10 protein-coding genes and 1 pseudogene are annotated in these 13,868 nt (G+C 71.5%); 7 read left to right on the top strand and 4 right to left on the bottom strand.

Features of this window, described 5'->3' with window-relative positions; all coding sequences use genetic code 11:
- The first annotated feature begins 60 nt into the window (after positions 1–60).
- Together fomD and IEZ11_RS36085 are read left to right on the top strand one after the other, a co-directional pair.
- Complete coding sequence (gene fomD / locus IEZ11_RS36090; protein WP_189267191.1) at positions 61–774, top strand: cytidylyl-2-hydroxypropylphosphonate hydrolase; 714 nt, start codon at positions 61–63, stop codon at positions 772–774.
- Positions 775–1,078: 304 nt separating this feature from the next.
- On the top strand, positions 1,079–3,166 hold the full coding sequence (locus tag IEZ11_RS36085; protein ID WP_189267190.1) for a SpoIIE family protein phosphatase: 2,088 nt from the start codon (positions 1,079–1,081) through the stop codon (positions 3,164–3,166).
- Between the two features lie 136 nt (positions 3,167–3,302).
- On the opposite strand, the gene IEZ11_RS36080 is transcribed toward IEZ11_RS36085, so the two are convergent.
- A complete protein-coding gene (locus tag IEZ11_RS36080; RefSeq protein ID WP_189267189.1) occupies positions 3,303–5,744 on the bottom strand; it encodes a transglycosylase domain-containing protein in 2,442 nt (813 codons plus the stop codon).
- A 285-nt stretch (positions 5,745–6,029) separates the two neighbouring features.
- Here IEZ11_RS36080 and IEZ11_RS36075 point away from each other — a divergent pair, with 285 nt between their 5' ends.
- The 4 genes from IEZ11_RS36075 to IEZ11_RS36060 all read left to right on the top strand — a co-directional run bounded on the left by IEZ11_RS36075 (position 6,030) and on the right by IEZ11_RS36060 (position 9,972).
- A complete protein-coding gene (locus IEZ11_RS36075; protein ID WP_189267188.1) occupies positions 6,030–6,269 on the top strand; it encodes a type II toxin-antitoxin system antitoxin in 240 nt (79 codons plus the stop codon).
- 144 nt (positions 6,270–6,413) lie between these two features.
- Positions 6,414–6,938 (top strand): PadR family transcriptional regulator, encoded by a 525-nt coding sequence (locus IEZ11_RS36070; protein ID WP_189267187.1) that lies wholly within the window; start codon positions 6,414–6,416, stop codon positions 6,936–6,938.
- Positions 6,935–7,633 (top strand): ABC transporter ATP-binding protein, encoded by a 699-nt coding sequence (locus IEZ11_RS36065; protein WP_189267186.1) that lies wholly within the window; start codon positions 6,935–6,937, stop codon positions 7,631–7,633. The genes IEZ11_RS36070 and IEZ11_RS36065 overlap by 4 nt, the downstream gene beginning before the upstream one ends.
- Positions 7,630–9,972, top strand: a complete 2,343-nt coding sequence (locus IEZ11_RS36060) for an FtsX-like permease family protein (RefSeq protein WP_189267185.1) — start codon at positions 7,630–7,632, stop codon at positions 9,970–9,972. The genes IEZ11_RS36065 and IEZ11_RS36060 overlap by 4 nt, the downstream gene beginning before the upstream one ends.
- Positions 9,973–9,983: 11 nt before the next feature.
- Here IEZ11_RS36060 and IEZ11_RS36055 read toward each other — a convergent pair whose 3' ends face one another.
- Positions 9,984–10,952 carry a LysR substrate-binding domain-containing protein gene (locus IEZ11_RS36055; protein WP_229713573.1) on the bottom strand — a complete coding sequence of 323 codons (969 nt, stop codon included), beginning with the start codon at positions 10,950–10,952 and terminating at the stop codon, positions 9,984–9,986.
- A gap of 173 nt (positions 10,953–11,125) precedes the next feature.
- Between IEZ11_RS36055 and IEZ11_RS36050 the strand changes: the two are divergent.
- A pseudogene (locus IEZ11_RS36050) lies at positions 11,126–11,273 on the top strand (carboxymuconolactone decarboxylase family protein); the annotation flags it as partial.
- 258 nt (positions 11,274–11,531) lie between these two features.
- Here the strand turns inward: IEZ11_RS36050 and IEZ11_RS36045 are convergent.
- Positions 11,532–12,893 (bottom strand): AI-2E family transporter, encoded by a 1,362-nt coding sequence (locus IEZ11_RS36045; protein ID WP_189267184.1) that lies wholly within the window; start codon positions 12,891–12,893, stop codon positions 11,532–11,534.
- A gap of 238 nt (positions 12,894–13,131) precedes the next feature.
- Complete coding sequence (locus tag IEZ11_RS36040) at positions 13,132–13,818, bottom strand: aggregation-promoting factor C-terminal-like domain-containing protein (protein ID WP_189267183.1); 687 nt, start codon at positions 13,816–13,818, stop codon at positions 13,132–13,134.
- Between the last annotated feature and the right edge of the window lie 50 nt (positions 13,819–13,868).

Genomic DNA, 13,868 nt, shown 5'->3' with positions numbered 1-13,868 from the left:
CCGGCCAGAACCGTGACGTCCGCCGCAGCGTCGTATGCCTGTGGCACCTAATATCTGTGCATGGCAGACGGTGGAGCGGTGAGACGCGTGAAGCGCGGGGAAACGGGCGGTGCGACCGGAAACGGGACCGGTTTCTGGACACCGGGGAGCCAGATCCTGTGGCGGTACCGGGAGAACGCCGGGGACGGCTTCCACATCGCGCGCCCCGTCACCGTCGTCCGGGACGACGAGGAACTGCTCGCCGTCTGGCTGGCCCCCGGCACCGAGTGCGTCAAGCCCGTGCTCGCCGACGGCTCGTCGGTGCGCGAGGAGCCGCTGGAGTCCCGGTACACCAAACCGCGGTCGGTCGCGCACGGCCACTGGCTCGGCACGGGTGTGCTGAAGCTGGCCAGGCCCGGCGAGCCCTGGTCGGTGTGGCTGTTCTGGGAGCCGGGCTGGGAGTTCAAGAACTGGTACGTCAACCTTGAGCAGCCGCTGATCCGTTGGGGCGGCGGGGTGGACTCGGAAGACTACTTTCTGGACATCTCCGTCCACCCGGACCGCAGTTGGTACTGGCTCGACGAGGACGAGTTCGCGCAGGCGCAGCGGGACGGGCTGCTGGCCGCGGAGACGGCCGCTACGGTACGCACAGCGGGCCTCGCCGCGGTGGCCGCCGTCGAGGCCTGGCAGGCGCCTTTCTCGGACGGCTGGCAGCACTGGCGCCCGGACCCGTCCTGGGCGGTACCGTCACTGCCGGAGGACTGGGACCGTACGTCCGCGCACGTGTCCTCATGAGACCCTTGATGCGCCCCGGGTGCACAACCGTAGGATCGTCCTCCGCAAGGAAGCGTGAGCACAACTCCCGGCGCTTGCGCCAGGCTTGACCGAACGTCACCGAGGGGCGGCAGGACGTGAGCGAGGGGTACGAGGGCAACACCGGCGAACGGTGCGCGGGCCGCAGATCGTCCGCCGGTGGCACAGGAACAGCCTCCAGCCACGCCGAAATTCCGTTCCTGGGACACGTAATCCGGGTATCGGCACTTCGGCGGGACCACCTGCGCGCCCGGCGCGCAGCCCCGGACGGACGGATTCGACACGCGTGACGGAGCACCCCACCTCCTACGAACGCCCACAGCCGGGCGTCGACCCCGCGGAGGCCCGCGGGGCGCTCCTGCGTTCCCCGCAGTCACAGACACAGGCGCAACCGCAGCCCTGCCCACGGGGCGGCACCGCCTTACCGGCACAGGCCCGTGCGGGCGAGACGCCCTCCGGTCCCGGTACCAGCACGTCCAAGGAGCACTCCGTCAACGGCCCCGAGCACGCCCAGCCCACCAGCGCTGAGCCCGATCCGCACCGGCCGCGCCCCACCCCGGAGGGCATCCCGCCACAGCCCGGCGCCGACCCGGAGCGGGCGGTGGCCGCGCAGGAGCGCCGGAGCGGACGCGGGCTGCCGCCCGGCCGGCCGATGCCGATGCGCCGGGACGGCGACCGGCTGCGCTTCGTGGGCGCCGCGACCCGGCGGATCGCCCGGGGCATCGACCTGGACGAGATCGTGATGGGGCTGTGCCGGGCGACCGTGCCGACCTTCTCGGACGCGATCCTGGTCTATCTGCGCGACCCGCTGCCGGTCGGCGACGAGCGGCCGGTCGGCCCGGTGGTGCTGCGGCTGCGCCGCACCGACCGGATCCCGGAGGAGCGGGACACCGACGGCGGTTTCCTGCCGGTGCCGGTCCCGGAACCGGATCCGGTCGACATCGGCCTGGCCGCGCTCACCGCGGAACTCTGCGAGGTACGGCCGGGCGGCGCGCTCAACGAGGTGCTGCGGGGCGTACGGCCGGTGTTCGCCGACTCCCCGGCCGCCCGCGCCGCCCTCCCCGAACTCCTCGGCGAGGGCAACGAGTCCCTCGTGCCCGGCGCCCAGCACGCGATCCTCGCCCCGCTGCGCGGCCGGCGCCGGGTGATCGGCGCGGCCCTGTTCCTGCGCCGCCCGGAGCGGCTCGCGTTCGAGGCCGACGACCTGCTGGTCGCCGCCCAGCTGGCCACGCACAGCGCGCTGGGCATCGACAAGGCGGTGCTGTACGGCCGGGAGGCCTACATCGCCGACGAGCTGCAGCGGACCATGCTGCCGGAGAACCTGCCGAGCGCGACGGGTGTACGGCTCGCCTCGCGCTATCTGCCGGCCGCGGAGACCGCGCGGGTGGGCGGCGACTGGTACGACGCGATCCCGCTGCCGGGCAGCCGGGTGGCGCTGGTCGTGGGCGACGTCATGGGCCACTCGATGACCTCGGCGGCGATCATGGGCCAGCTGCGGACGACCGCGCAGACCCTCGCCGGTCTCGACCTGCCCCCGCAGGAGGTCCTGCACCATCTCGACGAACAGGCCCAGCGGCTCGGCAGCGACCGGATGGCGACCTGCCTGTACGCGGTCTACGACCCGGTGTCGCACCGCATCACCATCGCCAACGCCGGCCATCCGCCGCCGGTGCTGCTGCACCTGGGCGGGCACGCCGAGGTGCTGCGGGTGCCGGCCGGGGCGCCGATCGGCGTCGGCGGGGTCGACTTCGAGGCGGTGGAGCTGGACGCGCCGGCCGGGGCGACGCTGCTGCTGTACACCGACGGTCTCGTGGAGTCCCGGCTGCGGGACGTGTGGACCGGCATAGAGCAGCTGCGGGAGAAGCTCGCCGCGACCGCGCAGCTGACCGGGCCGGACCATCCGCCGCCCCTGGAAGCACTGTGCGACGAGGTGCTCGACATGCTCGGGCCGGGTGACCGGGACGACGACATCGCGCTGCTCGCGGCCCGCTTCGACGGGATCGCGCCGAGCGATGTGGCGTACTGGTTCCTGGAGCCGGAGGACGCGGCGCCGGGGCGCGCCAGGCGGCTGGCGCGCAGGGCGCTGGCCCGCTGGGGCCTTGAGGAACTGACCGACTCCGTCGAGCTGTTGGTCAGCGAGGTCGTCACGAACGCGGTGCGGTACGCGTCGCGGCCGGTGACGTTGCGGCTGCTGCGGACGGATGTGCTGCGCTGCGAGGTCGGCGACGACGTGCCGCAGCTGCCGCGGCTGCGGCAGGCGCGGGCGACGGACGAGGGCGGCCGGGGGCTGTATCTCGTGAACCGGCTGGCGCGGCGGTGGGGGGCGACCCGGTTGAGCACCGGGAAGGTCGTCTGGTTCGAGCTCAACCGATAGCGCCGGAGAGCTTGAGGTCGTCGGGGACCTGCGGACCGGCTGTGGCTGGTCGCGCAGTTCCCCGCGCCCCTCACAAGCGCCCCGTAGGGGCGCGGGGAACTGCGCGCTCAGCCCCCGCGCACCCGCACCCGGGCGACTACTGATCGTCCCCCGGATCCAGCGGATTGTCCGTGTTGCCGTCCGTCGGGGACTCCGCCGGGGTCGACGGGGCGCTGGTCGTCGGGGACGGGGACTTCGTCGGGGTCGAGCTCGGGGTCTGGGACGGGGTCTGCGACGGGGTCGCCGACTTCGTCGGGGTCGAGCTCGGGGTCTGCGAGGGCGTCTCGGACGGGCTCGCGCTCTGGCTCGGCGTCTCCGTCGGCTGCACGGCCGCGCCCAGATCGGTGTTCAGGTCGAACTTGGCCTTCTTCGTGACGCCGAAGGTGTAGGCCGCCCAGATCTGCGCCGGGTAACCGCCACCGTTGATACGGCCGGTGCCGGGAATCAGGCCCGTCGCGCCGGTGAGGGAGACCTGGGCGTGGGACTTGGCGTCCTCGCCGAACAGGCCGACCGACGTCACCAGGTCGGGCGTGTAGCCGGTGAACCAGGCCGACTTGTTGCTGTCGGACGTACCCGTCTTGCCGGCCACCTCCTGGCCCTTGCGCAGCGGGTTCTGGGCCACCGACACCTTGGCCGTACCGTCGTCGACCACGCCGGTCAGCACCGAGGTGACCTGGTCGGCCGCCTCCTGGCTGACCACCTGGTCGCCGATCGGGTCCGGCAGGTCGACCTGGCGGCCGGTCTTCTCCGCCGACGCGAGGATGGTCGGGGTGACCTTCTGGCCGTGGTTGTCCAGCGTGGCGTACACCCCGGCCATCTCCAGCGGGCTCGCGCCCATGCTGCCCAGGGTCATCGCGGGCACCGCCTGGAGGTTCTCGGTGTCCAGACCGAGGTCGTCGGCGGTCTTCAGCACGTTCTTCATGCCGACGTCCACGCCCATCTGCGCGAACACCGAGTTGACGGACTTGTTCATGGCCGTCTGCACGGTGATGTTGCCGTAGTCGGCGTCGTCCTCGTTCGGCGGCGAGAAGGCGATGTCGCTGCCCTTGACCGGACGGCCGCTGGTGCCGTCGTAGATCGTGTTGGCGTTGATGTCCTTGCCGTTCTGCGTCTTGGCGTCCTGGTCGAGCGCGGCGGCGAGGATGATCGGCTTGAAGGTGGACGCCGGCTGGTAGTCGGCGCGGGTGGCGTTGTCGGTGTAGTGCTTGTAGTAGTCCACGCCGCCGTACAGGGCGACGATCTTGCCGGTCTTGGGGTCGACGGAGACGGCGCCGGCCTGGACGTTCTTGTCGACCTTGCGCTTCTTGCCGTCCAGCTTGCTGGTGAGCTGGCTCTTGACGGCCGCCTCCAGCTTGGTCTGCTTCTTCGGGTCGATGTTCAGGGTGATCGTCCAGCCCTGGTCGACGACCAGCGCCTCCGCCTCGGACCGGGTGACGCCCTGCGACTTCATCAGCTGGTTCTCCAGCTGGGTGTTGGCCAGTTCGACCAGGTAGCCCTTCTGGCCCTCCAGACCGGAGGCGGCCTTCGGCTCCTTGGGGATCGGGAACGTCATGGCGTCACGCTTGGTCTTGTCCAGCCAGCCCTGGCCGACCATGTTGTCCAGGACGTAGTTCCAGCGTGCCTTCACCAGCTTCTTGCCGATGGGGCCCGCCACCGCCCAGTCGTACTGGCTGGGCGCCTGGAGCAGCGCGGCCAGATAGGCGCCCTGCTGGACCGAGAGCTTCTCGGCGTCGACGCGGTAGTAGGCCTGGGCGGCGGCCTGGATGCCGTAGGCGCCGCGGCCGTAGTAGCTGGTGTTGATGTAGCCCGCGAGGATGTAGTCCTTGGACTTCTCGCGGTCCACCTTCAGCGAGATGACCAGTTCCTTCAGCTTGCGCGTGACGGTCTGGTCCTGGTCCAGGTAGTAGTTCTTGACGTACTGCTGGGTGATCGTCGACCCGCCCTGGGTGCCGCGGCCGCGCGCCGTGTTGTAGAGGCCGCGGGCCATGCCCCTGAGGTCGATGCCGTTGTCGCCGTAGAAGCCCTTGTTCTCCGCCGCGACGAAGGTGTGCTGGACGTCCTTCGGGACCTTGGAGAGGTCGACTATCTCGCGGTTGACGGTGCCCTTGCGGGCCAGGACCGAGCCGTCGCTGTACTTGTAGACGTTGCTCTGCGTCTGGGCGAGCGCGTTGCCCGCGGGGATGCTGACCGTCATGTACAGCGCGATGAAGGCGCCGATGCCGAGCAAGCAGCAGGTGAGGAAGGCGCCGAGCATCTTCTTCCAGGTGAACAGCCTGCGTATCCGGCCCTTGGCGGGCTTGCCGGGCGCACCGGGCTTCCCCGGCGGACCGGGCTTGCCGGGTTTCCGGCCGGCGGCCCGGCGGCGCTCCGCGCGGGTGGCGCCCTCGGCCGCGGAGTCGTCCGGGGACTCGACCACCGTGGTGGTCCCGCCCTCCGCCGCCGTCGGCGTGCCGGGCTCGGCCTGCTCGGACGTGCGGTGCCGCGGCGCGGCGCGGCGGCCGCCACGCTGTCGCGCTCTTCTCTCGTCCGCTCGTCCCATGAGTCCGTCTGCTCCGCTTCGTCTCGGCTGTCACACGTGTGTACGGGTGTCACACAGGTACGTGGCTCAGGTCAGTCCAGAAAGCTAACACCGCTCTCTATGACGAAGCGCGCACGATCTGCCCCTTTTCGGACGTGACAATCAGCACCCCGTCCAACGGAACCGACGAGCGGAGAAGAGGCAGGGTTGCCCGGTGCGGTTAAGTGATATCACTTGGATACGTTCGGGTAGGACCGAAAACGGCAGGACCGACCACAAACAGGACCGCACTGCCCGGAGGTGCCCATGCCCGCATCCGACGCCTCGTCACGGCGGCGCAAGCAGGTGCCGCTGCGGCTGGACCCGGCGGTGTACGAGGCGTTGACACGGTGGGCCGGGGACGAGCTCCGGTCGGCCAACGCGCAGATCGAGTTCCTGCTGCGGCAGGCGCTGGCCGACGCGGGACGACTGCCCGAGGCCCCGGGCCCCCTGCCGCGCCGCGGCCGCCCTCCCCACGACACCGCCCACGGGCCCGCCCCGGAGTGACCGGCGCCGGGCGCCGGGCGCCGGACGTCACGCCTGTCGCAGAACCGTGACAATCAGCTCCCACCTGCATGTCCGCACGGTGGGCCAGGCCCCGCACACGGCATGTATACACACTGCGTATACACCGTGTGTAGAGTGCTCGGCATGTCCATCGGTCACACCCTCCTGGGGCTCCTGGAGTCCGGCCCGCGCCACGGTTACGACCTGAAGCGGGCCTTCGACGAGAAGTTCGGTCACGACCGGCCGCTGCACTACGGCCAGGTCTACTCGACGATGTCCCGGCTGCTGAAGAACGGGCTCGTGGAAGTCGACGGCATCGAGGCCGGCGGCGGACCCGAGCGCAAGCGGTACGCCATCACCGACGCCGGGATCACCGACGTCGAGCAGTGGCTGGCGACGCCGGAGAAGCCGGCCGAGTACCTCCAGTCGACCCTGTACACCAAGGTCGTGCTCGCGCTGCTGACGCACCGCGACGCCGGCGACATCCTCGACAACCAGCGCTCCGAGCACCTGCGCAGCATGCGCATCCTCACCGACCGCAAGCGCCACGGCGACCTCGCCGACCAGCTCGTCTGCGACCACGCGCTGTTCCACCTGGAGGCGGACCTGCGCTGGCTGGAGCTGACCGCGGCACGGCTCGACAAGCTCCGGGTGGAGGTGGCCAGGTGAACGCCCCCGCCGCACCGGCCGGTTCGCTGCTCACCGCCGAGGACCTGCGCAAGGCCTACGGCCCGACCGTCGCCCTCGACGGGGCCGGGTTCTCCATACATCCGGGTGAGGTCGTCGCCGTGATGGGCCCCTCCGGGTCCGGCAAGTCGACGCTGCTGCACTGCCTCGCCGGGATCGTGCCGCCCGACTCCGGGTCGATCCGGTACGCCGGCCGGGAGATGGCGACCATGAACGACGCCGAGCGCAGCTCGCTGCGCCGCAGCGAGTTCGGGTTCGTCTTCCAGTTCGGGCAGCTGGTCCCCGAACTGACCTGCGTGGAGAACGTCGCGCTGCCGCTGCGGCTGAACGGCACCTCCCGCAAGGAGGCCGAGAAGACCGCGCTGGGCTGGATGCAGCGCCTGGAGGTCGACGACCTCGCCAAGAAGCGGCCCGGCGAGGTCTCCGGCGGTCAGGGGCAGCGGGTCGCGGTGGCCCGCTCGCTGGTGACCGGGCCGCGGGTGCTGTTCGCGGACGAGCCGACCGGCGCGCTCGACTCGCTCAACGGCGAGCGGGTGATGGAACTGCTGACGGACGCCGCCCGCTCCACCAACGCGGCCGTCGTCCTCGTCACGCACGAGGCACGGGTGGCCGCCTACTCCGACCGCGAGATCGTCGTACGGGACGGCAGGTCCCGGGACATGGAGCGGGCCGTATGAGCGCACGGCGCTGGGCCGGGGACCTGGCCATGGGAACGCGGTTCGCCTTCACCGGCGGACGCGAGGGCTGGGTCCGGGCCCTGCTGACGGGCGTCGGCGTCGGGCTCGGGGTGGCGCTGCTGCTGCTCACGGCGGCGATGCCCAGCATCCTGGACACCCGGCACGCGCACGAGGCCGCCCGGCAGGACTACTCGTTCTCCTCCACGGACATCAAGCCGGCCGACGACACCATCGTGGTCGCCCACACCGACACCGTCTGGCACTCCAAGGACGTGCGCGGCCGGCTGCTCCAGCCGGAGGGCGCCAAGGCGCCCCTGCCGCCGGGCATCGACCGGCTCCCGGCCGCGGGCGAGATGTACGTCTCCCCCGCGCTGGCCGACCTGCTGAGGTCCCCCGGCACCGCGCTGCTGCGCGAGCGGCTGCCCGGCAAGGTCGTCGGCACCATCGGGGAGTCCGGGCTCATCGGCTCGCGCGAACTCGCCTACTACGCGGGCTCCGAGAAGCTGGTCCCGCTGCTCGGCAAGGGCAACGTGGAGCGGATCGACCGCTTCGGGGACACCACCTCCCAGGGGTCCGAACCGCTGGACCCGGTCCTGCTGCTGCTCGTCCTGATGGTGTTCGTGGTACTGCTCACCCCGGTCGCCATCTTCGTCGCCACCGCGGTGCGGTTCGGCGGCGAGCAGCGCGACCGGCGGCTCGCGGCCCTGCGCCTGATCGGCTGCGACGGCGGGACGGCCCGGCGGATCGCGGCGGGCGAGGCGCTCGCGGGCTCCGTGCTGGGGCTGGTGTTCGGCGTCGGCTTCTTCCTGGCCGGTGCCCAGCTCGCCTCGTCGATCGAGCTGTTCGACGTCAGCATCTTCCCGGACTACCTCACCCCGTCGCCCGTCCTGGCGCTGCTGGTGGCCCTCGCGGTCCCGGCGACCGCCGTGCTGGTCACCCTGTTCTCGCTGCGCCGGGTCGTCATCGAACCGCTGGGCGTGGTGCGCACGTCCGGACCCGGGCGGCGCCGGCTGTGGTGGCGGCTGCTGCTGCCGCTGCTCGGCCTGCTGATGCTCACCCCGATGATCGGGAAGGGCAACGGCGGCGGCGACTTCAACCCCTATCTGGTGACCTTCGGCGTGCTGGCCCTGCTGGTCGGCATCACCGCCCTGCTGCCCTGGCTGGTGGAGCGGGCCGTCGGCCGCCTCGACGGCGGCCCGGTCTCCTGGCAGCTGGCGGTCCGCAGGCTCCAGTTGAGCAGCGGTACGGCGGCCCGGATGGTGAACGGCATCGCGGTGGCGGTGGCCGGGGCGATCGCGCTCCAGATGCTGTTCGCCGGCGTCGACGCGGACTACACCAAGTCGACCGGGAAGGACCCGTCCCGCACCCAGCTGGAGGTCGACCTGCGCGCCGCCACCACCCCGGACGCCACCGTCCGCGCCCTGCGCGCGACCCGGGGCGTACGGCGGACCGTGACGCTGTCGGAGACCTCGTTCGGGGCCCGGCCCGAGACCACCGAGGACACCATCCAGATCATGGTCGGCGACTGCGCGGCCCTGCGGGAACTGGCCAGGATCTCCTCCTGCCACGAGGGTGACGCCTTCGTCTCCAGTGGCGCGTTCACCGATGCCGCCTCCCGCAAGCTGATGACACCGGGGCACACGGTCTGGGTCGACCCCAGCTACCCCGGCAACACGAAGGGGGCCGAGGCCCGCTGGACCCTGCCGGCCGAGCTCGGGCGCGCACAGGTCCGCAAGGACGCCCTGCGCGGCGACCTGACGGGCCTGCTGGTCACGCCGTCCGCCCTGCCGGCCAAGGCCCGGCCCAGCCTCGGCAGCAGTGTCTACGTCATGCTGGACCCGAAGGTCCCGGAACCGGAGGCCACCGAGGAGATACGGACCACCGTCCAGGCGGTCGACGTGCTCGCCGACGTGTCGATCTGGCAGTCGACCGAGCGCTCCACCCGCTACGGCGCCATCCGTACCGGCCTGTTCGCGGGTGCCGCCGCCGTCCTCGCCCTCATCGGGGCGAGCCTGCTGGTCTCCCAGCTGGAGCAGCTGCGGGAGCGCAAGAAGCTGCTGTCGTCGCTGATCGCCTTCGGCACCCGGCGCCGTACGCTCACCCTGTCCGTGCTCTGGCAGACGGCGATCCCCATCGCCCTGGGGCTGCTGCTGGCCATGACGGTCGGGCTGACGCTCGGCGGGGTGCTGATGAAGATGACGGCCGTACCGCTGCGCGTGGACTGGCCGAGCGTGCTGTCGATGACCGGGGTCGGCGCGGCGATCGTCCTCGCCGTGACCCTGCTCAGCCTGCCGGCGCTGCTGCGGCTGATGCGCCCGGACGGGCTGCGCACCGAATAGCAGGTCCGAGGTCAGGACCCGGCGCCGAGGACCCGGACGGGCAGCGGCCGCAGCGCCTCGCGCAACGCGGCCGCCAGCTCCCGGTACTCGGCGCCGCGCGCCGCCCCGGCGCGCATCGCGAGGGCCACCCGGCGGCTCGGGGCGGGCTCCGCGAAGGAGCCGGTGCGCAGCTGCTCGCTGCGGCTGGTCTCGACCCTGACGGCGGTGTGCGGCAGCAGGGTGCAGCCGAGCCCGCCGGCCACCAGCTGCACGAGGGTGGCGAGGCCGGCGGCCGTGGTGGTCACCGGGACGTCCTCCCGTCCCGCCTCCCGGCAGATGTCGAGGGCCTGGTCGCGCAGGCAGTGTCCCTCGTCCAGGAGCAGCAGGTTGAGCTCCCTGAGCGCCTCGCGGGCGATGCCGCTGCGGCCGCCGAGCGGGTGGCCGAGCGGCGTGACGAGCACGAAGTCCTCGTCGAACAGGGGGAGTTCGACGACACCGGGGATGCCCAGCGGGACCGCGAGCAGCAGCAGGTCGAGGCGGCCGGCGGTGAGCCCGTCCAGGAGGCTGGCGGTCTGCTCCTCGTGGACCTGGAGGTCGAGGTCCGGATAGCGGTCGTGGACCAGGCCGAGGACGGTCGGCAGCAGATACGGCGCGACGGTGGGGATCACCCCGAGCCGCAGCACGCCGGTGAACGGCGCCCGCACCGCCTCGGCCTCCGCCAGCAGCGCCTGCACCTCGTCCAGCACCGCGCGCGCCCGTACGGCGAGCCGCGCGCCGGCGGGCGAGAGCAGCACCTTGCGGGTGGTGCGCTCCAGGAGCGTGACGCCGAGCGTCTCCTCCAGCGCGGCGACCGACCCCGACAGGGCGGGCTGGCTCATGCCTATCGCGGCCGCCGCGTCCCGGAAGTGCAGGTGCTCGGCGACCGCGGCGAAGGCACGCAGCTGCGCGAGACTGGGCTGCCGCCGCTTGCCCGCGGCGCCGCTCCCCAGGGGATTACCCAGAGCCACTAATAGCCACCTCCGATCAACCCTGCCGAGTGTAGCTATTTCAGGAATCAATGCACCTTGTGCCGCGATCAGCGGCGTCCAACCCGTCGGAGCAGGCCCCGCGATCCGGGGTCGCTCCGCGCTGCAAGGAGAGTGTGGACTCACTGTCGGTGACAGGTTCCCCGGGTTCGAACTGCGGGATGTGCCTGGACTCCCACGAGCGGGTGCTGCGCAGGGCCGGGGTCGACCGGGAGGTGATCCAGGAGGCGTTCGAGATCGCATCGGTGGTGGGGTGTCACGCTGGAGGCCGAAGCCGTCCTGGCCGGGGTGGAGTAGGCGCCGTGACTCCGGGAACCCTGCTCACCTCCCGTGGGCGGCGACTCCCGCACTCCTGGGGGCTGCGCCCCCAGACCCCCCGTTCGGCCTGAACGGCCTCGTCCTCAAACGCCGGACAGGCTGATTGCTATGGCTGATCGCCGTCGTCAAGTGCCGGACGGGCTGATTGCTATGGCTGATCGCCGTCCTCAAACGCCGGACGGGCTGGAGGGTGTGGCTGATCGCTGTCGTCGCGTGCGGACCGGCCGAAGAGTGTGGCTAATCAGCTTCGTCAAGTGCCGGACGGCCCGAAGAGTGTGGCTGATCGGTTTCGTCGGGGGTGGGAGGGGGCGGTTCGTGGGGCTGGTCTGGGGCGGCGGGGTCGGTGGTCGCGTATCGCTCGTTCGAGTACTGGTGGAGGTAGCTGACCACCGTGTTGGCGACCGCCACCAGCGGTACCGCCACCACCGCGCCGCCCAGGCCCGCCACCAGGCTGCCGGCCGTGACCGTGAGGACCACGGCGAGAGGGTGGACGCGGACCGCCCGGCCGAGGATGAACGGCTGGAGGATGTGGCCCTCGATCTGCTGGACCGCGAGCACCACCGCCAGGGTCAGCACCGCGGTGACGACGCCCTGGGTGACCAGTGCCACGATCACCGCCAGCGCGCCGGAGGCGACGGCGCCGACCAGCGGGATGAACGAGAACAGGAAGATGAAGACGGCCAGCGGCACGGCCATCGGGACATGCAGGAAGTAGATGCCGATGCCGATGAAGATGGCGTCGATGAGGGCGACCAGGACGGTACCCCGGACGTAGGCCGTGAGCGTGCGCCAGGCGCGCGGGCCGGCGCCGGCCACACCCTCGCGGGCGGCGGCGGGCACCAGCTTCAGGAACCAGCGCCAGATGCGGTCCCCGTCGTACAGCAGGAAGAGCGTCGAGAAGAAGACCAGCAGGATGCCGGTGAGGGCCTCCACGACGACCTGGACGCCCTCCAGGCCGAACGACGTGATCTGGTCGGTGTTGGCGCCGATCGCCTCGCGGAGGTTCTTGGCGATCTGGTTGATCTGCTTGTCGGTGACGTGGAAGGGGCTCTTCAGCAGCCAGTTGCGCAGATCGTCGATGCCGCTCTGGATCTGGTCGGAGAGCGTGTCGATGTTCTCCATGACCTGCCAGGTCACGAACCAGCCCATCAGGCCGATCACCACGAACCCGGAGATGGCGGTGAGCGTGGTGGCGAGGCCGCGCGGCACGCCGTAGCGGCGCAGCCGGGCGACCGTGGGCTGGAGCAGGGCGGTGATCAGCAGGGCGATGACGAAGGCGAAGACGACCAGTTGGACGGCGCTGATGACCCGCATCAGCATCCAGACGGCACCGGCCAGCACCAGCAGCCGCCAGCTGGCCTCGGCGGCGACCCGCACGCCCCAGGGGACCGCGGTCACGGGATCGGGGCGCGGCAGCGGCTTGCGGACGGGCGCGGGGGCCTGCGGGACGGGGGCGGGGGCCGGGGCGGGCACGACCGGAGGGGGTGGCGCCGGGTCGGCGTGCTCCCGCTCCACCTCGGCCCGGCGTTCGTCCAGCCGCTCGCCCATCTCGGTCAGTCCGGCACCGATACGGCCGAGCCACTCAGGCACGCTCGACATGATCCGCCCTCTCCCCACCACTCCCCCCTGGAGTCGTCCGGTCCGACCGTACAGGGCAACAGCCCCTCCCCCTAGGACGGGGAGGGGCTGCCAAAGGGTTGAGAGGGGCTCACTACAACGCGCCCGTCTTTGTCTTTTCGCTTTTCAGGGGCGCGGGGAACTGCGCGACCAGCCACCCTCGGCCCGCGGCGAACCACGGACCGCGAGGCGTCTTGTCGGCCGCACCCCAGCGGAGCGCCTAGTACCAGTGGTTCGCCTGCCAGAACGTCCAGGCCTCACAAGGGCTGCCGTACCGGGAGTTCATGTAGTTCAGGCCCCACTTGATCTGCGTGGCCGGGTTGGTCTGCCAGTCGGCGCCGGCGGACGCCATCTTGGAGCCGGGCAGCGCCTGGAAGAGACCGAAGGCACCGGAGGAGGCGTTGACCACCTGGTAGTTCCAGCTGGACTCGTGGTCCACGATGTTGCTGAAGCACTGGTACTGGCCGCTGGCCACCATCTGCTGCGCCATCGCCTGGATCTGCGCCACGGTGTACGAGCTCTGGACCGGGAAGCTGGAGGACGAACGGCTGGCCGTCGTCTTCGCCTCGGCGCGCTCCTTGGCCTCCTTGGCCGCCTTCTCCGCTTCGGCCTTCTTGGCCTGGGCGGTCTTGGCCGCGGCCACCCGGGCCGCCTGCTCGGCGTCCTTCTTGGCGCTCGCGTCGGCCTGGATCGCCACGGCGTCGGCCTGCTGCGTCAGGGACGCGGTCTGCACCTGGGCCTGCTGCCCGGCGGGCAGGTCAGCGAGGAGCGTGGTGTCGGCTGCCGTAGCCTCGGCGTCGTTGTTCGGCTGGGCAACACTGCCCGATGCCACGCCCACGACGCTTCCGACGGCGGTGACCGCGGTGGCCGAGGCCACTGCGAATCCCCGGACCGAGATCCGGCTCACACGGTTTCCTTCCAGCATCGCCCGCTTCGGTGACCCTGGCGGACGCAATC

The sequence above is a fragment of the Streptomyces fuscichromogenes genome (assembly GCF_014645815.1).
In the GTDB taxonomy this organism is placed as follows: Bacteria; Actinomycetota; Actinomycetes; order Streptomycetales; family Streptomycetaceae; genus Streptomyces; species Streptomyces fuscichromogenes.
Note: the sequence above shows the minus strand (reverse complement) of the source record. Positions and strands in the feature narration are given on the sequence as shown.

Excerpts from the sequence above, each read along its gene's own strand:
- fomD (WP_189267191.1), top strand. The coding sequence starts at position 61 with ATGGCAGACGGTGGAGCGGTGAGACGCGTGAAGCGCGGGGAAACGGGC.
- IEZ11_RS36080 (WP_189267189.1), bottom strand. The coding sequence starts at position 5,744 with ATGGGACGAGCGGACGAGAGAAGAGCGCGACAGCGTGGCGGCCGCCGC.
- IEZ11_RS36075 (WP_189267188.1), top strand. The coding sequence starts at position 6,030 with ATGCCCGCATCCGACGCCTCGTCACGGCGGCGCAAGCAGGTGCCGCTG.
- IEZ11_RS36070 (WP_189267187.1), top strand. The coding sequence starts at position 6,414 with ATGTCCATCGGTCACACCCTCCTGGGGCTCCTGGAGTCCGGCCCGCGC.
- IEZ11_RS36060 (WP_189267185.1), top strand. The coding sequence starts at position 7,630 with ATGAGCGCACGGCGCTGGGCCGGGGACCTGGCCATGGGAACGCGGTTC.
- IEZ11_RS36045 (WP_189267184.1), bottom strand. The coding sequence starts at position 12,893 with ATGTCGAGCGTGCCTGAGTGGCTCGGCCGTATCGGTGCCGGACTGACC.